This window comes from Brevundimonas sp. TWP2-3-4b1 (assembly GCF_049897665.1).
GTDB classification, from domain to species: domain Bacteria; phylum Pseudomonadota; class Alphaproteobacteria; order Caulobacterales; family Caulobacteraceae; genus Brevundimonas; species Brevundimonas subvibrioides_B.
This window is the reverse complement of sequence record NZ_JAFCWQ010000006.1, coordinates 129354-147347: the sequence shown is the minus strand read 5'-3', so window position 1 is coordinate 147347 and position 17994 is coordinate 129354. Positions and strand designations below refer to the sequence as shown.

General features: G+C 67.6%; 19 protein-coding genes. 11 read left to right on the top strand and 8 right to left on the bottom strand.

Translation table 11 applies throughout. The features are described 5' to 3' along the window. Nucleotides 1-84 precede the first annotated feature (84 nt). The 6 genes from ACP7A5_RS07000 to ACP7A5_RS06975 all read left to right on the top strand — a co-directional run bounded on the left by ACP7A5_RS07000 (nt 85) and on the right by ACP7A5_RS06975 (nt 8731). A complete protein-coding gene (locus tag ACP7A5_RS07000; RefSeq protein WP_426041236.1) occupies nt 85-1530 on the top strand; it encodes an SDR family oxidoreductase in 1446 nt (481 codons plus the stop codon). 51 nt (nt 1531-1581) lie between these two features. Beyond that, complete coding sequence (gene serA / locus ACP7A5_RS06995; RefSeq protein ID WP_426041235.1) at nt 1582-3474, top strand: phosphoglycerate dehydrogenase; 1893 nt, start codon at nt 1582-1584, stop codon at nt 3472-3474. Nucleotides 3475-3564: 90 nt separating this feature from the next. After that, nucleotides 3565-5370 carry an SGNH/GDSL hydrolase family protein gene (locus ACP7A5_RS06990; protein WP_426041234.1) on the top strand — a complete coding sequence of 602 codons (1806 nt, stop codon included), beginning with the start codon at nt 3565-3567 and terminating at the stop codon, nt 5368-5370. Nucleotides 5371-5662: 292 nt separating this feature from the next. Next, nucleotides 5663-6271: a M23 family metallopeptidase gene (locus ACP7A5_RS06985; protein ID WP_426041233.1), complete on the top strand. Its 609-nt coding sequence runs from the start codon at nt 5663-5665 to the stop codon at nt 6269-6271. A gap of 112 nt (nt 6272-6383) precedes the next feature. Further along, complete coding sequence (locus ACP7A5_RS06980; protein ID WP_426041232.1) at nt 6384-7349, top strand: ABC transporter ATP-binding protein; 966 nt, start codon at nt 6384-6386, stop codon at nt 7347-7349. Beyond that, on the top strand, nt 7346-8731 hold the full coding sequence (locus ACP7A5_RS06975) for an ABC transporter permease (protein ID WP_426041231.1): 1386 nt from the start codon (nt 7346-7348) through the stop codon (nt 8729-8731). The genes ACP7A5_RS06980 and ACP7A5_RS06975 overlap by 4 nt, the downstream gene beginning before the upstream one ends. A gap of 229 nt (nt 8732-8960) precedes the next feature. Here ACP7A5_RS06975 and rpsU read toward each other — a convergent pair whose 3' ends face one another. Next, a complete protein-coding gene (rpsU, locus tag ACP7A5_RS06970; protein ID WP_426041259.1) occupies nt 8961-9200 on the bottom strand; it encodes a 30S ribosomal protein S21 in 240 nt (79 codons plus the stop codon). Nucleotides 9201-9385: 185 nt separating this feature from the next. Here rpsU and ACP7A5_RS06965 point away from each other — a divergent pair, with 185 nt between their 5' ends. Beyond that, on the top strand, nt 9386-10051 hold the full coding sequence (locus ACP7A5_RS06965; protein WP_426041258.1) for a COQ9 family protein: 666 nt from the start codon (nt 9386-9388) through the stop codon (nt 10049-10051). Between the two features lie 250 nt (nt 10052-10301). On the opposite strand, the gene ACP7A5_RS06960 is transcribed toward ACP7A5_RS06965, so the two are convergent. Beyond that, nucleotides 10302-11405, bottom strand: a complete 1104-nt coding sequence (locus ACP7A5_RS06960; protein ID WP_426041230.1) for a 5-(carboxyamino)imidazole ribonucleotide synthase — start codon at nt 11403-11405, stop codon at nt 10302-10304. Continuing rightward, nucleotides 11406-11897 (bottom strand): 5-(carboxyamino)imidazole ribonucleotide mutase, encoded by a 492-nt coding sequence (purE, locus tag ACP7A5_RS06955; protein WP_426041229.1) that lies wholly within the window; start codon nt 11895-11897, stop codon nt 11406-11408. A gap of 123 nt (nt 11898-12020) precedes the next feature. Here purE and ACP7A5_RS06950 point away from each other — a divergent pair, with 123 nt between their 5' ends. Then, nucleotides 12021-12608 carry a GGDEF domain-containing protein gene (locus ACP7A5_RS06950; protein ID WP_426041228.1) on the top strand — a complete coding sequence of 196 codons (588 nt, stop codon included), beginning with the start codon at nt 12021-12023 and terminating at the stop codon, nt 12606-12608. Nucleotides 12609-12784: 176 nt separating this feature from the next. Here ACP7A5_RS06950 and ACP7A5_RS06945 read toward each other — a convergent pair whose 3' ends face one another. Genes ACP7A5_RS06945 through ACP7A5_RS06935 form a run of 3 tightly spaced genes read right to left on the bottom strand, consistent with a single transcriptional unit; the run spans nt 12785 to nt 14118 of the window. After that, nucleotides 12785-13009, bottom strand: coding sequence for a YdcH family protein (locus ACP7A5_RS06945; RefSeq protein WP_426041227.1), 225 nt, complete (start codon nt 13007-13009; stop codon nt 12785-12787). A gap of 39 nt (nt 13010-13048) precedes the next feature. Further along, nucleotides 13049-13519 (bottom strand): TIGR02444 family protein, encoded by a 471-nt coding sequence (locus ACP7A5_RS06940; protein ID WP_426041226.1) that lies wholly within the window; start codon nt 13517-13519, stop codon nt 13049-13051. Further along, a complete protein-coding gene (locus ACP7A5_RS06935; protein ID WP_426041225.1) occupies nt 13516-14118 on the bottom strand; it encodes a UbiX family flavin prenyltransferase in 603 nt (200 codons plus the stop codon). Before ACP7A5_RS06935 ends, ACP7A5_RS06940 begins: the two co-directional genes overlap by 4 nt. Before the next feature lie 138 nt (nt 14119-14256). On the opposite strand from ACP7A5_RS06935, the gene ACP7A5_RS06930 reads away from it, so the two are divergent. Continuing rightward, nucleotides 14257-14430, top strand: coding sequence for a YdcH family protein (locus ACP7A5_RS06930; protein ID WP_303695499.1), 174 nt, complete (start codon nt 14257-14259; stop codon nt 14428-14430). A 272-nt stretch (nt 14431-14702) separates the two neighbouring features. Here ACP7A5_RS06930 and ACP7A5_RS06925 read toward each other — a convergent pair whose 3' ends face one another. Beyond that, nucleotides 14703-15368, bottom strand: coding sequence for a DUF1013 domain-containing protein (locus tag ACP7A5_RS06925; protein WP_426041224.1), 666 nt, complete (start codon nt 15366-15368; stop codon nt 14703-14705). Between the two features lie 198 nt (nt 15369-15566). Here ACP7A5_RS06925 and ACP7A5_RS06920 point away from each other — a divergent pair, with 198 nt between their 5' ends. Further along, nucleotides 15567-16127 carry a beta/gamma crystallin-related protein gene (locus ACP7A5_RS06920; protein WP_426041223.1) on the top strand — a complete coding sequence of 187 codons (561 nt, stop codon included), beginning with the start codon at nt 15567-15569 and terminating at the stop codon, nt 16125-16127. Between the two features lie 101 nt (nt 16128-16228). Continuing rightward, on the top strand, nt 16229-16990 hold the full coding sequence (locus ACP7A5_RS06915; protein WP_426041222.1) for a beta/gamma crystallin-related protein: 762 nt from the start codon (nt 16229-16231) through the stop codon (nt 16988-16990). Between the two features lie 4 nt (nt 16991-16994). On the opposite strand, the gene ACP7A5_RS06910 is transcribed toward ACP7A5_RS06915, so the two are convergent. Further along, on the bottom strand, nt 16995-17966 hold the full coding sequence (locus ACP7A5_RS06910; protein WP_426041221.1) for an NAD(P)H-quinone oxidoreductase: 972 nt from the start codon (nt 17964-17966) through the stop codon (nt 16995-16997). Between the last annotated feature and the right edge of the window lie 28 nt (nt 17967-17994).

Below are 17994 nucleotides of genomic sequence, written 5' to 3'. Positions count from 1 at the left end.
GCGGCCGCGTTCGCGTGCTATCTGTCGCAACCGGGCGCATGCCCCGCCCGTTCTTGCATGCCGACACCGACGAAAGCCTGATCCATGCCCGCCAAACCGAACCTGAAACCCCTCGATCAGCAGGCCATCATCATCACCGGCGCCACCTCGGGGATCGGCCTGTCGACCGCGCGCCGGGCGGCGAAGGCGGGCGCCTGCGTCTTCCTGATCGCGCGCGGCGAGAGCGACCTCAAGGCTTTGGTGGAGGAGTTGCAGCAGGAGGGGGCGCGGGTCGCCTATGCCGTCGCCGACGTCGCCGATTATGACGCCCTGGCTGAGGCTGCGGACAAGTGCCGGCGGCTGTTCGGCGGCTTCGACACCTGGGTGAACAACGCCGGCGTGTCGATCTACGGTCCGATCCGCGAGACCACGCTGGAAGATCAGCACCAGCTGTTCGAGACCAACTACTGGGGTGTCGTGAACGGGTCGCTGATCGCCGCAGAGCATCTAAGGGCGCAGCCCGACGGCGGGACGATCGTCAATGTCGGCTCGGTTCTGGGCGACGCGCCCATGCCGGTCCAGGGCGTCTATTCGGCGTCCAAACATGCGGTGAAGGGCTTCACCAACGCCTTCCGCATGGAGCTGATGCGCGAAGGGTCGCCGGTCGCCGTCAGTCTGGTCAAGCCGGCGGCGGTGGATACGCCCTATCCGAAGCACGCTCGAAACCTGACGGGCTATGCGGTGCAGAACCCGCAGCCGGTCTATGCGACCCATGTGGTGGCGGACACTGTGCTTTGGTGCGCGACCCATCCGATCCGGGAGATTACGGTCGGCGGAGGAGGGCGCGTCATCGCGTCTTTCTACGCTCTGCTGCCGGGTCTGGCGGAACCACTTTTCGCGCGGTTCGCTCCAGTTGCGATGCGGGACAGGGGTTCCGCCTATCAGCCGTATGACGACGGGCTCTATGACCCGACCGACGACGGCCTCGATGAAGAGGTTCATTATCCCATGGTCCGACAGTTCAGCGCTCTTGCCGAAGTTCGCAAACATCCCGGCATCACCGCGGGATCCCTGGCCCTTGTCGCCACGGCCGCCCTGGTGACCTTCCTGCTCACCCAGCGGACGGGACCGCGCCGGTTCGAGGAGATCCGGGACCGGATCGATCCGCGCGGCTGGATCGACGCCGAGGCCCTGCGTCACCGCTTCGACGACATCTCGCGCGGTCTGACCGAGCGGGCCGGGGAAGTCAGCGACCGGGTCGGTGATCTGGGAGATGAGGCCCGCCACGAGGCCAGGAAGCTCATGAAACGTGGCCAGCGCGCCGTGTCTGACAAGCAGCGCCGGAAGTACGCCCGCGAAGCGCGCCTCTATGCCGAGGAGACCGGCCGTTCGGCGCGGCGCTATGCTGGCGACGCCGGTCGCTACGCCAAGGATCACGCCCGTGAGGGCGGGGCCTTGCTGGCCGTGGCCACGATCGCAGCGGCCATCGGAGCAGCGGCTCTGGAAAGCCGCCGGCCCGACAGCCGGGTGCGGCGGCTGACCGGGCTTTAAGACCACTCACAATGCCGTTGCTGCGAGTGCGAAGGTCGGCGAAAGAGGGGCATGACCGCCGCTCCGACGCTGATTTTCGACTTCGATTCGACCCTTGTGCGCATCGAAACCCTGGAAGCCCTCGCAGATATCGCTCTGGAGGGGCATGGTGATGTCGTGTCAATCAGGGCTCAGGTCGCCTCCCTGACCGATCGCGCCATGACCGGAGAGGTCGATTTCGGCGAAGCGCTGAGGGCGCGGCTGGCGATGCTGCCGCTGACGCGGGCCCACGTTCTGGCTCTGGCGGACCGGATACTGGACGAGGGGACGCCCTCGGTGCGGCGGAACCTGCGTTTCTTCAACGAGAACGCGGCCAACATCATCATCCTGTCAGGCGGCTTCCGCGAGATCATTGCGCCCGTTGCCGAACGGCTGGGCGTGTCGCCGGATCGGGTCATCTGCAACGACCTGATCTATGACGCCGAGGGTCGCGTCACGGGGGTGGACGACGCCAACCCGCTGTCGCATGAGAATGGCAAGCCTACCGTGATCAAGGCGCTGGGTCTGAAAGGACCGGTCGTCATGGTGGGCGACGGCTGGAACGACGCCGAGGTCAAACTGGGCGGGGCGGCCGACCGGTTTTACGCCTTCACCGAGATCGCGCGGCGCGACAATGTCGTCGCCGTGGCCGATGGCGAGGCGAAATCCATCGACGAACTTCTGCACGCCGAGGGGCTGGCCGGGCGCTGGTCCTATCCGCGCAGCCGCATCCGCATGCTGTTGCTGGAAAACATTCACCCCGCCGCCGTCGAGCGGCTGGAAGAGGCGGGCTATTCCGTAGAGACGATGAAGGGGGCTCTCGACGAGGCGGACCTGATCGAGAAGATCAAGGGCGTGCACGTTCTGGGCATTCGCTCCAAGACCAATGTGACCGCGGCGGTGCTGGAGGCCGCGGACCGGCTTTTGGCCGTGGCGGCCTTCTGCATCGGCACCAACCAGATCGATCTGGACGCAGCGGCCGCCAAGGGCGTGGCGGTGTTCAATGCGCCCTACTCCAACACCCGCAGCGTGGTCGAACTGGCCATCGGCCTGACCATCACCCTGATGCGCGACGTGGTCGACAAGTCGGCGGCCATGCACGAAGGCCGATGGAACAAGTCGGCCGAGGGCTCGCGCGAACTGCGGGGCAAGACCCTGGGCATCGTCGGCTACGGCGCCATCGGATCGCAGCTGTCGGTTCTGGCCGAAGCCTTGGGCATGCGGGTCATCTTCCTCGACCTGTCGGAGCGGCTGGCGCTGGGCAATGCGAAGCGGATGCGGTCGCTGGATGCGCTTCTGGCAGAGGCGGACGTAGTTACGCTGCACGTCGACGGGCGGCGCGAGAACGCCAATCTGATCGGCGCGTCCGAGTTCCAGATGATGCGACCGGGGACGCTGTTCCTGAACCTGTCGCGCGGCCATGTCGTCAACGTCGGGGCCCTGGCCCAGGCGATCGGGTCGGGCCGGATCGGCGGTGCGGCGCTCGATGTGTTCCCCGAGGAACCCCGCACCAACGCCGATCCGTTCGACAGCCCGCTGATGGGGCTGAAGAACGTCATCCTGACCCCGCACATCGGCGGCTCGACCGAAGAGGCTCAGGAAGCCATCGCCGAGTTCGCAGCTGAACGGCTGCTGGGATACCTGAACCGCGGCGACACCACCTTCTGCGTCAACCTGCCCAATGTGCAGCTCGCGGAGGTGTCGGGCGGCCACCGCATCCTGCACATCCACCGGAACCAGCCCGGCGTCATGGCCGAGCTGAACCGAGAGCTGTCGGCGGCCGGGCTCAACATCCTCGGCCAGCATCTGAAGACCGACGAACGCACTGGCTACGTCATCACCGACGTGGACCGCGACTACGACCCGCAGGCGCTTCGTGTCCTGAAGAGTGTGGCCGGAACGCTGCGCTTCCGACTTCTGCACTAGAAGCTTCCCCGGCGGCATCTTGCACTCCCGCAAAACGGGCGCAGACTGTCGTGGAACGGTCGTGCTCAATCGACCGACGGGAGGAAGACCATGTCACGTTATCTTCGCGGCGCAGCCCTGGCTGCGCTGACGCTTGCCGCATCCGCCGCGCTCGCCACCGCCGCCTCGGCCCAGTCCTACGGCCGTCTGGTCGTTCTGGGCGACTCGCTGAGCGACAACGGCAACCTCTACCTGGCATCCGGCGGGACCCAGCCGCCATCGCCGCCCTATTTCCAGGGCCGTTTCTCCAACGGGCGCGTCTTTACGGAACTGCTGGGTTTCAATGCCGCCAACTTCAACGGTGCGGTCACCGGCAGCATCAACCTCGCCTACGGCGGGTCGCGGACCGACAACAACGTCGCCTTCCCGCCCGGCATGCGCCAGCAACTGACGACCTATCTCGGTCGGGGCGGGGCGTTCGGCGCGAATGATCTGGTCAGCGTCCTCGGCGGCGCCAACAACATCTTCCAGGCGCTCCCGACCGCCGGCGTCAGCACCAACCCGGTTGCCGCCATCACCCCGACCCTGTCGGCCGCCGTCGCGGACATGAATTTCCTGGTGAACGACATCGCCGGTCGTGGCGCGGGGACGATTCTCGTGACCAACCTGCCGCGCCTGGGCATCACGCCTCAATTCCGCACATCGCCGGCCGCGGCCCTTGCCGACTATGCCGGCTCGACCTTTAACAGCAGCCTGCAGACGGCTCTGTTGACGACGGCCGCCGCCCGTCCAGGCACGAACATCATCCTGTTCGATCTGGCCAAGGTCAGCGATCTGCTGGCCTCCAGCCCCGGCCGGTTCGGCCTGAGCAACGTGACCGAGGCCTGCTTCAATGGCGTCACGGTCTGCGCCAACCCTGACTCCTACCTGTATTTCGACGGCGTCCACCCGACGGCTGCCGGACACCGGCTAATCGCCACCCTGTCCGGCGACTACCTCTACTATGGTGACCGGGCCGCAGGTTCGACCCTGCAGGGCGAGACCGCCTATCGTCACCGCGAAGACGCGCTGGACGCCGCCGGCGCCCGGATGTCAGGACACGCGCCCTGGACCGCGGGAACCTCGATCTCGATCGGCGGCCTCTATGACCGCTCCGAGACCGACGCGCGCGCTACGGTGGCCTCGGCCAAGTCCGATGGCTACGGCGCCCAGATGACGCTGGAGTCGGGCACCGAGACAATGCGGTTCGGACTGACGGGAAGCTATCGCAACGCCGACGTCAGCGCCGGACCGACCAGCTTCGAACTGCAGACCCTGGCGCTGGACGCCGCTGCGGGCTGGCGGTCGGATGCGATGTTCATCAACGTCGCCGCCGGCTTCGCCAGTGATGACTACAACAATATCGAGCGGGTCAGCGCCTTGGCGCCGATTATCCAGACAGCGACCACGCGGGGCTTCAGCTCCGGCGCACGTTTGCAGGGGGGGATGTGGTTCGATGCGGGCGGGATCGCCATCTCGCCGCGCGTGGCGGTGACCTACGCCAACTCCGACGTCGACGGCTACATTGAGCAGGGTGCGGCGGCCTCCTACCAGTACCGTGACCGCTCGGTCAAAGGGATCACCGCCGAGGCCGTGCTGCGGGCAGAGGGCGACATGGGCGGCTTCGCCGTCTTCGTCGAGGGCGGCTATCGCGACAGCCTCGACGACAGCTCCGATGCCGTCCGCGTCGGGATCGCGGGCAACCCCGCCCAGGTCCTGTCGCGTCGCTTCGACGACCCGTTCGGCGGTTCGGTCCTTGCCTCTGCCGGGCTGAGCGGGGATATGGGCCCGCTCGAAGTCGAGATCGGCTATCGCGGCCGCTTCGGCGACCATGCCGACAGCCACATGGGCGGCATTACCCTGACCCTGCCGCTCTAAACGTCCTCCCCCGTCGGGGGAGAGGACCACGAAGTGGTTGAGGGGGCTGGCTGCAGACACAGCGTCTGGAGTCGGCCTCCTCCGTCACGTCGCGAAACCGCTCCGTGCCACCTCCCTGGATGGGGGAGGATCGCAGGTGCGACGCCCTGTCGCCCCCAGGACGCAACACCCGCGCCCCAAAGTCGCCCCATGAATTATTGATACGGCAGCTCGCCAAAGCGTGTGCGTGTCCCGGACCCGCGCCCTCTGGCCTCCACTGCTTTCGCAAAAGCGCCACCGAGCCGACGACTTCATGCGCCGACTGCTTCCGACCGCCCGTGCCTTTGTGACCCACTCCGGCCAGACCGTCGCCCTGATCGGGGTCGCAGTTCTGGCCATGGCCATGGCGCCCGCCGAGCGGGAACCCCGTGACCAGATCTTCGCCCTGCCGGAGCGGCCTCCGGTGACCGCCGTGGCCGAGCCCGCCGGGCCGCTGACCCGACCGATGATCTTCGAGGAACCGGTGCGCGGCTTCGCCATCAACTCCCGCTTCGGCATGCGCCGGCTGGGCGGCGAGCCGGGCGCGCGGATGCACAAGGGCGTCGATATCGCCGCGCCGCAGGGCACTTCGGTCTATTCTGCCGCCGAGGGAGAAATCGTCCGCATCGGCCGTCAGCCCGAGGGGTACGGCAACTTCATCGAGATGCGCCACCCGAACGGCATGACGACGATGTACGCCCACCTGTCCCGGATCGATGTCGCATCGGGCGACCGGGTGCTGGCCGGCGAGCGGATCGGTCTGGTCGGTTCGACAGGCTATTCGACCGGTCCGCATCTGCATTTCGAAGTGCGTCGCGGCGGGTCGCAGGTGAACCCGTCCCGTGTCGTCGGTGAGACATTTCAGGTCGTGGTCGCCGACTGATTTTGATGCCGCTTTTCTCGTGACCGGGGCGTAACGATCGGGACGTCGATTACGGTTCCAATGTAAAGTGTCCTTTGCTACCTCTAGGTCCGTAATCGACCAGGGGATGAATATGGCGGCCTTGACGCTCGAAGGCGTGAGCAAGCGCTACGGCGACTTTCAGGCGGTGAAGGATCTGAGTTTTCAGGTCCGGAAGGGCGCCATCTGCGGCTTCCTGGGGCCCAACGGCGCCGGCAAGACCTCGACCATACGCATGATTCTGGGCCTGCAGTCGGCGAGCGCCGGGCGGATCGACATCATCGGCGCCTCCGACGGGCGCAAGGTGCGCGATCGGATCGGCTTTCTCCCCGAAGAGCGCGGTCTCTACAAGAAGATGACGCCGGTCGAGGCCATCGCCTTCTTCGGCTCACTGAAGGGGCTGCCGACGCGCGAAGGCAAGCGACGCGCCCGCGAGATGCTAGAGGCCCAGGGCCTCGGGGCCGCGCAGAAAAAGAAGATGAAGGAGCTGTCCAAGGGGATGGCCCAGAAGGTCCAGCTGATCGCCTCGGTCGTGCATCGGCCGGAGTTCGTGATCCTGGACGAGCCGTTCTCGGGCCTCGACCCTGTCAATCAGCAGGGGCTGGAGACGGTGATCCGCGACCTGGCCGCCAACGGCGCGACCGTTCTGTTCTCCACCCACGTGATGCAGCACGCCGAGCGGCTGTGCGACCAGGTGGTGCTGATGGCGCGTGGCAGAAAGGCCTTCGACGGCACGGTGACGGAGGCGCGGGCGACTTCGCGCCGGTTCCTGGAGCTGGAAGGCGAGATCACGGCCGAGGCCGTGGCGGCCCTGCCGGGCGTGACCGGCGTCGAGGTCGTGTCGGATCAGAACGGGGTGCGGGTGCTCAAGGGCGCCCTGGCCAGCGGGGCCGGCGGGCAGGAAGCGCTGAAGACCGCCTTCATCAGCGGCCTGGATGTGCGCCGGTTCGAACTGAAGGAACCGACCCTGCATGACGCCTTCATCGACCTGACGGGAGACAACCCCGATCAGGATCAGAGCGTGGCCAGGGCCGCCGCCCCTTCGGAGGTCGCCCGATGAACCGTATCCTGCTGATCGCCCAGCGCGAGTTCCTGGCCTATGCCAAGACGGTCGGTTTCTGGCTGTCCTTGCTGGCCTTCCCCCTCTTCGCCGTGCTCGGCGGTGCAGTGCCCCTGTTAATGCGCGGAGCCGATCCCGTGCGAGCGGTCGTCCTTATCGAGGAAGGCCCCGCCGCCACGGGTCTGGCCGCCGCGGTGAGAAACGTCCTCGATTCCGACACCGAACGTCAGGCCGAGCGCGCGCGTGAAGCCGCCGAGAAGGCAGCGAAATCCGCGGGAGCCCCCCCCGGAGCCGCCGAAAGCGCGATCGCCTCCATGTCCCGGTCGCGCATGCGTTTCGTCGATGCGCCGGCCGATCTGTCCACCGCCGCACCAGGCGCGGCCCAGGACGCGGTCGTTCGTCGCTATCTGACCGACGAGACGCCCAAGGAACAGCGGCTGGACGCCGTCGTGTTCCTGACCCGAACGCCTGAGGGGCCGGCGGCCCGGGTGTGGGCGGCGCGGGCAACCGACGACACGGTCGAGGACTTCGTGCGCCGGGCCCTGCGCGACGAGAACCGCGACACGGTGCTGCGCGAGGCCGGGATCGACGCGGCCGTGGTCGAGCGGGTCGACGCCTTCCGGCCCGAGATCAACGTCTTTTCGCCGCGTTCGGCGGGGGGAGGGGAGGTGTCGTTCAAGGACCGCCTGCCCGGGATCATCGGCCTGGCCTTCAGCTTCATCCTGTGGTCGCTGATCATCACGGGCGCCTCGATCCTGCTGAACAGCGTGATGGAGGAGAAGTCGAACAAGATCCTGGAGGTCCTGCTGTCGTCGGCCTCGGCGACGGAGATCCTGACCGGCAAGGTGCTGGGGGTGGCGATGCTGACCCTGTCGGTGCTGGTCGTCTGGGGCGGCATCGGAGCGGTCGGCCTGATCACGGCGGCGCCCTCGGTGGCGGGGGACGTGGCCGCTGTGCTGATGACCGACGGGCTGATCTTCTACTTCCTTGGATATATCGTCGGCGGCTATCTGATGTACGCGGTCCTGTTCGCGGCTATCGGGGCCTTCTGCGAGACGCCGCGCGACGCACAGACGCTCATGGGGCCGATCATGATGGTGCTGGTGGTGCCCTTGCTGGTCGTCCAGATGGCCCTGGTGAACCCGGACGCGCCGGCGGTGAAGTTCCTGTCCTGGGTGCCGTTCTTCACGCCCTTCCTGATGAGCGCGCGGGCGCCGTCGGGGCCGCCTCTGATCGAGATCATCGGCACGATGGCGGGGATGTTCGCGGTGGCCCTGCTGATGGTTTGGCTGGCCGGGCGGGCGTTCCGGGCGGGGGCGCTGTCGGACGTGAAGCTGAGCTGGAAGAGCTTTGGCAAGGCGATCAGCGGCGGGGGGCGGTAACGCCGTCTCCTCCCTGTCGCGCAGCGATGGGGAGGTGGCTCGAAGCGTAGCGGAGAGACGGAGGGGGTCTCGCCGCACGAAGAACCCCTCCGTCAGCTCGCCAATGGGCTCGCTGCTCCCTCCCCAATCGCCAAGCGGCGAGTGGGGAGGGAGACCGTCGAACCAGAATCAAAAAGGCCGCCCCGGTTTCCCGGGACGGCCTTTAAAATCTTGAACTCCGGTCGCGGCCTCAGACGCGCGGGACGCGGGGCTTCGGAGGCGGCAGCAGGCCTTCGCGCTGCATGCGCTTGCGGGCCAGTTTGCGGGCGCGACGAACGGCCTCGGCCTTCTGGCGGGCGCGCTTCTCCGAGGGCTTCTCGTAGTGCACGTGGCGCTTCATTTCACGGAAGCTGCCTTCGCGTTGCATCTTCTTCTTGAGGGCTTTGAGCGCTTGATCGACGTTATTATCGCGAACGAAAATCTGTACCAGGTTGAACTCTCCTTTGGCTGCCCGCCGCGTCCTTGAGAGGCGGGCAGACAAATAAAATCGGTTCTCGCGGGCGACAGCCCGGCGAGCGAAGGCGTGCGGATACACCAAGCCCCGCCGTCTGTCCAGATCGTCGCGGCGCTTCCGTGACGCTCGCGATCCCGCTGGGACAGGCGTATCATGGGCGGATGATCGATACCCCGCAGCTGTCGAATGCGCCTGAAGGCGACTGGGCTGATCGGATGGAGCAGTCGGTGCTCGATTCGGCGCTGGGCCTGGCTCCACGGCTGGGCTGGAACGGGCGGATGGTGCGTGCGGCCTGCGAGGCGCGGGGCTTGAGCGAAGGCGATCAGGAGCTCTTGCTGCCCAACGGCGCGCGCGATCTGGCGGTCCTCTTGTGGCGGCGGCACGACGATCAGGCCCTGGCGGCGCTGGGTGATCCCGCCGCACTGAAGATCCGCGAGCGAATCGCCCGGGCCCTGGAGACGCGGCTGGAGGTCGCGATGGCGCATCCGGAAGCCGAGAAGCGGGCGGCGGGCTTCATGGCCCTGCCGACCAATGCCGACCTGGTGCTGAGCCTGACCTGGGCGACGGCGGACCGGCTGTGGCGCTGGGCCGGGGATACGGCGACCGACTGGAACCACTATTCGAAGCGGACCATCCTGTCGGGCATCCTGATCCCGGCGATGACCCTGCGGCTGTTCGACGGCAAGGACGCGGCGGACGCCTTCGTCGCGGCGCGGATCGAGAACGTCATGGTCTTTGAGAAGTGGAAGGCCGGCAAGGACTTCGACGCGCCGGTGCGGCGGGTCACCGAGATGCTGAGCCGGTTGCGGTATCCTCAGCGGACCTGACGGCCGCCCTCGCGTCGGCCCTGTTGTCGCGCAGCGCAGCATCCCGTCCCGCCTGGACGCCGAGGCTGTAGAAGGCGACGCCTAGCGCGAGTAACGCGACCACGCCGGTTGCGATCTGGGCTGTTCGCCGGTGTCTGAACTTCGGCGCGAGAAACGACGCGGCGACTACGGCCAGCAACACGATCGCTATGAGCAGGGTCATTTGCATGCCCGCAGCATCCCACGCCTCGGCTGCAACACAAGCCTACGGTTAGGCCAGAGGCCGCACCCGGTTCACATGCGCCATTTTCCGGCCCGGGCGGGCCTCGGCCTTGCCGTAGAGGTGGAGGCGCTGGTCGGGTCCGGCGGCCAGTTTCGACCACTGCTCGACCTCGTCGCCGAGCAGGTTGGTCATCTCGACGCGGGCGTGGGCCTTCGTCGGTCCGAGCGGCCAGCCGGCGATGGCGCGGATGTGCTGTTCGAACTGGTCGCAGACGCAGCCGTCCTGGGTCCAGTGGCCGGTGTTGTGGACGCGAGGGGCGATCTCGTTGACCAGCAGTTCGCCGTTCCCGAGGTCGAACAGCTCGATGCCGATGACGCCGACGTAGGCGAGGCCGTCGAGGATGGCGGCGGCAATGGCGCGGGCGCGCTTCTCCGTCCTGGCGTCGATCTTCGCCGGGGCGTTGGTGGTGCGCAGGACCCCGCCGGCGTGCCTGTTCTCGCCCAGCGGATAGACGGCTACGGCGCCGTCACGGCCGCGGGCGGCGATGATTGACAGTTCGCGGGTGAAGGCTGCGCGGGCCTCGAGAATTGCCGGGCGGCCGCCGAGTTCGGCGAGGGCGGCCCCGGCCTGTTTCGGAGACTTGATCCAGACCTGGCCCTTGCCGTCGTAGCCGTCGCGACGTGTCTTGAGCAGGGCGGGCGTGCCGAGGGTCTCGAGCGCGGCGGTCAGGTCGTCGAGGCTGTCGACGGGGGCGAACGCGACCGTCGTGGCCCCGACGGCGTTGAGGAAGGTCTTTTCGTCGACCCGGTCCTGGGCCACGGCGAGGGCGGTGGGACCGGGGGCGACTAGGGCGCCGGCCTCGGCCAGACGCTCGACCGAGGCGGCGGGGACGTTCTCGAACTCAAAGGTGACGACATCGCAGACGCGACCGAAGACGGTCAGGGCCGTCGGGTCGTCATAGGCGGCGACGATCTGGCCGCGCGAGACGCGACCGGCGGGGCTGTTCTCTTCGGGATCGAGGATGACCACGTCGAAGCCAAGGCGCGCGGCGGCCTGCGACAGCATCCGGCCCAGCTGGCCGCCGCCGAGGATGCCGATGGTCGAGCCGGGCGCGAGAGGAGCGGGCGGGGCTGTTTCAGACAGAACGGGCACTCAGTCTTCGACCGTCTCGTGGACCGACTCGGTCTGTTCCTCGCGGAAGGCGTCGAGGCGGCCGGCCAGGGTCTCGTCGGACAAGGCCAGGATCTGGCCGGCGAGGATGCCGGCGTTCTTGGCGCCGGCCTCGCCGATGGCCAGGGTGGCGACGGGGACGCCGCCGGGCATCTGGACGATGGAGAGGAGGCTATCGAGGCCCTTCAGCGCCTTGGACTGGACCGGCACGCCCAGCACGGGCAGGGGCGTCATCGAGGCGGCCATGCCCGGCAGGTGGGCGGCCCCGCCGGCACCGGCGATGATGACCTTGAAACCGGCCGCCCTGGCCCCGTTGGCGAAGTCGAACAGGCGTTGCGGGGTGCGGTGGGCCGAGACGACGCGGGCGTCCCAGCCGACCCCCAGCCGGTCGAGCATGTCGGCCGCGTGCTTCATGGTGGGCCAATCCGAGCGGCTGCCCATGATGATCGCCACCGGGGGGGTCGTCGTCGCCATGCGTCACTGAGCCTTGCGAGGAAAGCGGCCGGTTACAGCACGCGCGTTGCGCCCGCAACCAAGGGCGTTAGCTTGGGCGCCGGAGGCGCCCGTATTGAGTCGCGCCCGGAGTGGCTTCTCGACGTGACCGACGCGCCGAACATCGATGAGATCGTCGACCCAGGCCTGGACCCTGGGACCGAGATCGCCCGGCTGCGCGCCGAGGTGGCGGCCCTGACCGCGCGCGCCGAGGCGGCCGAGGCTGCGGCGGAACACGACGTCCTGACCCCGGTGCTGAACCGACGCGGCTTCGCGGCCGCGATGGTGCGGACCATGGCCTACTGCAGCCGCTACAAGGTGCCGGCGGTGCTGCTGTATCTGGATCTCGACGGGTTCAAGGCGGTCAACGATTCCCTCGGCCATGCAGCGGGGGATGCCGCCCTGGTGCGGGTTGCCGAGTTGCTGCTGGAGAATGTGCGGGCGACGGACGCGGTCGGCCGGCTGGGCGGGGACGAGTTCGGCGTGCTGCTGCTGAACTCCGGTCTGGAGGCCGGGCGCGAGAAGGCGGCGGGTCTCAAGCAGGCGCTGGAAGACGCCGAGTTCCGCTGGGAGGGCGTCGCCGCGTCGCTGGGCGGATCGTTCGGGGTGCGGGCCTTCGCCGGCCAGGCGGACGTCGAGACCTGGCTCGCCGAGGCAGACGCCGCGATGTGGGTCCGCAAGCGAGGACGTTGACCGCGGATTCCCTTCTCCCCTTGCGGGAGAAGGTGGCAGCCGCAGGCTGACGGATGAGGGGTCATACCGTCGGCTGGAGTGGGTTGCGCCAGCGCTGACGTTCGATGTCAGCGTAACCCCTCATCCGACCTCGCTGCGCTCGGCCACCTTCTCCCGCAAGGGGAGAAGGGAAGGGATCAGGCGATGATGTCGGGGAGAATCCGGCTTTCGATCTTCACGATCTCGTCGCGCAGCAACAGCTTCTTTCGCTTCAGGCGGGCGATCAGGAGCTGATCCGGAATCGGCATGTGCGACAAGGCGTCGATCGAGGCTTCGAGGTCGGCGTGCTCCAGCCGCAATTCCCTGACCTGGGCGTGCAGGGCGATCTCGTCGTCGGTCAGAAAGGGTTGGTCGTCGTTCATGCCGGTCCCCGCGAAGGCGGGCTTATAGCCGAGGCCGGGTCAGGCCGGAAGGCATTCGGCGAGCATCGTCAGCGCCGGGCGCGGCACGACCCGGCTCCAGACGCGGGCGACGGCGGCCAATGCGTCTATGGCGGGGCGGGGCGGGCCCGCAGGGGAGGGCGCCAGGGCCTCCAGTCCGGCCATCAGGTGACGTTCTGCGGCCAGTTCGACGACCTTCACGGCCTCCCGCAGGCTCTCGCGCGCAGCATTGTCGATGTCGGGGTTGGTGTTCCTGAGCGTGCGGCGAAGGGTGCGCAGCGGCGTGACGGCTGCGGCGTCCCAGGCGCGGGCGCAGTCGCAGGCGCCCTCAATGGCGTCCTCGTCGAGCACGCGGCCCGTCGCGGCGGTCCAGCCGGCCCAGAGCAACAAGGGGACGTTCTGGCCGGTTCCGTCCTGAAGCTGCAGGCAGGCCTCCTGCACGCCGGGGGCCGCGTAGGCTTTCAGCGCCCAGTCCCAGAAAGGGTCGCTCACTCCGTTACGGGGCCCCTGAGCCCCTCCCAGCGTTTCACCGGCGCCCAGTCGAGACCGAACAGGTCCAGCGCGCGGCCGACGGACTGGTCGACCATCTCCGCGATCGAGGCGGGTTTTGAGTAGAAGGCGGGCAGGGGCGGGGCGATGGTCGCGCCCATCTCGGCGAGGGCTGTCATGGTGCGCAGGTGGCCGAGGTGGAAGGGCGTCTCGCGCACCATCAGGACCAGGGGGCGACGCTCCTTCAGCACCACGTCGGCGGCGCGGGTCAGCAGAGTCGAGGTCACGCCGGTGGCGATCTCGCTCATGGTCCGAACCGAACAGGGCGCGACGACCATGCCCAGCGACCGGAACGAGCCCGAGGCGATCGAGGCCCCGACATCGTTGAGCTTGTGGAGGACGGTGGCCTTGGCGGTCAGGTCGTCAGGGTTGAGTTCGGTCTCCTGCGACAATGTGAGCAATGCGGCGCGGGTGACCACCAGATGGCTTTCGACGCCCAGGTCGTTCAGCGCATCCAGAACCCGGGCGCCGTAGATGACCCCCGATGCGCCGGAGATTCCGACCACCAGCCGGGTCGGCGGGTTCTGTACCGCTAAGTTCACATCATGGTCCAGGTTGGGGGCCAGGCTAGGCCGTGCCCGGAGAAATTTTACGTTCTGTTGACGTCACCGAACCGTGATTTCACAGGCGGCAAATCCAGGCGCTCATTGTGTGGTCCCTTAGACATGGAGGCGCAAGCCATGACCATCGAAGCTCGTATCCGCGAACTGGGAAATCGTCACCGTCAGCTGGATGACACCATCCGGCAGGAGGTGGGCAGGCCCTCCGTGGATCCGCTGCAGGTCAGGGAGCTCAAGCGAAGGAAGCTCCGGCTCAAGGAAGAAATCACCAGTTTGGAGGCCAGGGCAGGCTAGCCCCCGGTCTCCGCCAGAAAAGCGAACGGCCCCGGGAGCGATCCCGGGGCCGTACTCTTTTGTGGCGCTATCGCTCGACGCGCGGCGTCTCGCTGCTTGAGCGCGGAAAGCTGTCTCCTCCCTGCGCCGCAGGCGTGGGGAGGTGGCTCGGAGCGAAGCGGAGAGACGGAGGGGGTCTTTCTATGTGCACGAAGAACCCCTCCGTCTGCTCGCGAAGGGCTCGCATCCTCCTCCCCATTCGCCAAGCGGCGAAGGGGGAGGAGACGCGTTGATCAGTCGTTGGTGCCGAATACCGACGCGGCGGTCGGTTCGGCCGTGCGGCGTTCGCGTTCTTCGGGGACGAACTCCGGCTCGGCGGGTTCGGCCTCGATGGGCTGGAGGGCGGCGCCGCCCTTCTTGGCGTCGTCGCGGTTCTTCTTCTCGGCGGCCCTGGAGACCAGGTCGTCCAGCACCAGCTGACCGACGAGACCCAGGGTCACCGGGTCGACCGGCTTGATCTGGGGGCTGTTCCAGTGCGTGCGGTTGCGCACGCTGTCGATCGTCGACTTGGTGGTGCCGAGCAGTTTGGCGATCTGGGCGTCGGTGACCTCGGGGTGGTTCTTGACGAACCACATGATGGCGTCCGGACGGTCCTGGCGGCGCGAGACCGGGGTGTATTTCGGCGCGGGCTTGTGGGCCTTCATCAGTTCGGCGTGACGGCTGACGATCGCCTTCATGCGGTAGGTCTCGTCGTCCTGGGCCTTGTCGAGTTCCTCACGGCCCAGCTGGCCGCCGGTGATGGGATCGACGCCCCGGATGTCGCGGGCCACGTCGCCGTCGGCGATGCCGCGCACTTCCAGCGGATGCAGGCCGCAGAAGTCGGCGATCTGTTCGAAGGTGAGCGAAGTGTTGTCCACAAGCCAGACCGCGGTGGCCTTGGGCATCAGGATGTCGGTCATGGGGGCAGTCCCGGAAATGAGGGGCCCGGCGATCGCGGGCTCTGGATACGACGGCGCCCGACCTTTCGGCCGGGCGCTATGATTTCGATATAGGCTGTTTCGGCGCAAAAGAAAACGTCACTGGCCGGTGATCGACCACGGGTTTACATATCGTTGCTCGGCCAGACTGTGCGGCCGGCCTCATGCCCGGGGGAGACCATGAAAATCATCACATTGCTGTCCGCGGCGGCGGTTGCGGGTGCGGGCCTCGTCGCCGCGCCGGCGACGCTCCAGGCCCAGGCGAGCGCCGTGCCGCAAGGCAGTTTTTCCCAGAGCTGCGCCGCGTCCTATGTGCTCGGCGGCCGGTTGTTCTCCAACTGCCGCAACACCTCGGGCGCCTTCGTAAGGTCATCGATCCCGCTGACGTCCTGCACGGGCGTGGACGTCGCCAACATCAACGGAACACTGACGTGCGGGGGCACGGCGGGGCAGCTCGAAACGAGCGCCGCCGCCGCACGCCCGCCGACGCCGACCGTCTCGGTGACAATCTACAGGGACATCAATTTCGTCGGCTATTCCCGAACCTACACGACAGCCCAGCCCAACCTGACCGCCTCGGGCCTGAATAATCAGAACAGTTCGATGCGTTTGACCGGCGGGTGGCAGGCCTGCTCCGGGGCCAATTATCGTGGCCAATGCCAGAGCTTCGCCGGTCAGGTGAGCAACCTCAATGATGTGGGTTTCGACAACGTCATCCTGTCGCTCCGACCGCTACGTTAAGCTAAGGCAAGCGGAGCCATACAGGTTCGGTTCATGCTGGATGTTGAACAGTGTGACATCGGACGCGTTCAGCGTCCTTAGGGATCATTTGGAGGAAGCCTATGTCTATCGCACTCACATCTCTCGCAGCTCTGGCCGTGCTGGCCGGCGGCGCCCAGGAACGCGCGCCGTCGATGGACGATGGCGCCCAGCGTGTCGCGCCGCGCGGCAGTTTCGCAGACAGCTGCAGCGGATCCTACGTCAACCAGGGCCGTCTCTACGCCGACTGCCGGGACATGCGTGGCAATGTCCGCGGCACCTCAATCGAACTGGCGCGCTGCTCCGCCTTCGACATCGCCAACAATGACGGGCTGCTGGTCTGCGGCAATGTGCGCGGCGACTACGAGCGCGGCAGTGGCGGCGGCAACAACAACGGTGGCGGGAATAACGGCGGCGGTTGGGGCAATGGCGGCAACAATGGCGGCGGCTGGGGCAACGGAGGCAATAACGGCGGCAACAATGGCGGCAACAACGGCGGCGGCTGGGGCAACGGCGGCAACAATGGCGGCGGTTGGGGTAATGGCGGCAACAATGGCGGCGGCTGGGGCGGCAACAACGGCCGCACGAGCATCACCGTCTACGCCGACAGCAACTACCGCGGCTATTCTCAGACGTTCCGCAGCGAGATCGCCGATCTGGGTCGCTCGGGTCTTAACGATCAGATCAGCTCGATGGAGCTCAACGGCGCCTGGGAAGTCTGCACCGACGCCTATTTCCGCGGCCAGTGCCAGGTGATCACCTCCAGCACTCGCAACCTGAACTATACGAGCGTCAACGACCGCATCTCGTCGATGCGTCCGGCTCGCGGGGGCGGTCGCTGGTAGCGATCTAGACCGTCAGCACGATCTTGCCGACATGCTCGCCCGCCTCCAGCCGGAGGTGGGCGAGTTTCGTTTCGGCCAGGGGGAAGGCCGCCTCGACCGGTGGGCGCACGAGGCCCGAGACGACCCAGGGCCAGACCTTGGCCTCGATCGCCGCCGCCAGCCGGGCCTTTTCGTCGGCCGGACGGCGACGAAGGGTCGATCCGGTCAGGGTCGCCTGTTTCATCATGATCCGCATCAGATCGACCTGGGCGAGCGCCCCGCTCAACGTGGCGATCACGACCCAGCGGCCGCCGGCCTTCAAGGCATTCAGATTGACCTCGGCATAGGCCGCGCCGACCATGTCGAGGATGACGTCCGCGCCGCCCGCGTCCCGGATCGCGGATTCCAGGTCTCCGGCCGAGGCGTCCAGGCTGACGTCGGCCCCGAGATCAAGCGCCGCCGCCGTCTTCGCTGCGCCCCGGGAGGTGGCGATGACGCGGGCGCCCGCCGCCCGGGCCATCTGGATCGCCGTGACCCCGATTCCGGACGTCGCGCCGTGGACCAGCAGGGTCTCGCCGGCCTTCAGGGCGCCGGCCTCGAACACATTGGCGTAGACGGTGAAGACGGTCTCGGGCAGGGCCGCCGCCTGGACGACGTCGAGGGCGTCGGGGATCGGCAGGGCGTGGCGGGCGTCGACGACAGCATAGTCCGCATAGCCTCCGCCGCCGAGCAGGGCGCAGACCCGGTCCCCGGCCCGCCAGCGGGTGACCTCATGTCCGACCTGATCGACCTCGCCCGCGACCTCCAGCCCCATGATGTCGGAAGCACCGGGCGGGGGAGGGTAGCCGCCGTTGCGCTGGAGCAGGTCCGGGCGATTGACCCCGGCGGCGCGCACGCGGATGCGGATTTCACCCGGTCCCGCCTGGGGATCGGGGCGTTCGGAGAGGCGCAGGGCCTCTGCGGGACCTGAGCCGCCGTCAATCTCGATCACCCGCATATCCGTCCAAGCCTTGCAATCGTCCGTG

Coding starts and splice junctions, on each gene's coding strand:
- ACP7A5_RS06945 (WP_426041227.1), bottom strand. CDS start 13,009: ATGAACGACGACCAACCCTTTCTGACCGACGACGAGATCGCCCTGCAC.
- ACP7A5_RS06965 (WP_426041258.1), top strand. CDS start 9,386: ATGATCGATACCCCGCAGCTGTCGAATGCGCCTGAAGGCGACTGGGCT.
- ACP7A5_RS06975 (WP_426041231.1), top strand. CDS start 7,346: ATGAACCGTATCCTGCTGATCGCCCAGCGCGAGTTCCTGGCCTATGCC.
- purE (WP_426041229.1), bottom strand. CDS start 11,897: ATGGCGACGACGACCCCCCCGGTGGCGATCATCATGGGCAGCCGCTCG.
- ACP7A5_RS06990 (WP_426041234.1), top strand. CDS start 3,565: ATGTCACGTTATCTTCGCGGCGCAGCCCTGGCTGCGCTGACGCTTGCC.
- ACP7A5_RS06920 (WP_426041223.1), top strand. CDS start 15,567: ATGAAAATCATCACATTGCTGTCCGCGGCGGCGGTTGCGGGTGCGGGC.
- ACP7A5_RS06910 (WP_426041221.1), bottom strand. CDS start 17,966: ATGCGGGTGATCGAGATTGACGGCGGCTCAGGTCCCGCAGAGGCCCTG.
- ACP7A5_RS06930 (WP_303695499.1), top strand. CDS start 14,257: ATGACCATCGAAGCTCGTATCCGCGAACTGGGAAATCGTCACCGTCAG.
- ACP7A5_RS06925 (WP_426041224.1), bottom strand. CDS start 15,368: ATGACCGACATCCTGATGCCCAAGGCCACCGCGGTCTGGCTTGTGGAC.
- ACP7A5_RS06915 (WP_426041222.1), top strand. CDS start 16,229: ATGTCTATCGCACTCACATCTCTCGCAGCTCTGGCCGTGCTGGCCGGC.
- ACP7A5_RS06980 (WP_426041232.1), top strand. CDS start 6,384: ATGGCGGCCTTGACGCTCGAAGGCGTGAGCAAGCGCTACGGCGACTTT.
- serA (WP_426041235.1), top strand. CDS start 1,582: ATGACCGCCGCTCCGACGCTGATTTTCGACTTCGATTCGACCCTTGTG.
- ACP7A5_RS06985 (WP_426041233.1), top strand. CDS start 5,663: ATGCGCCGACTGCTTCCGACCGCCCGTGCCTTTGTGACCCACTCCGGC.
- ACP7A5_RS07000 (WP_426041236.1), top strand. CDS start 85: ATGCCCGCCAAACCGAACCTGAAACCCCTCGATCAGCAGGCCATCATC.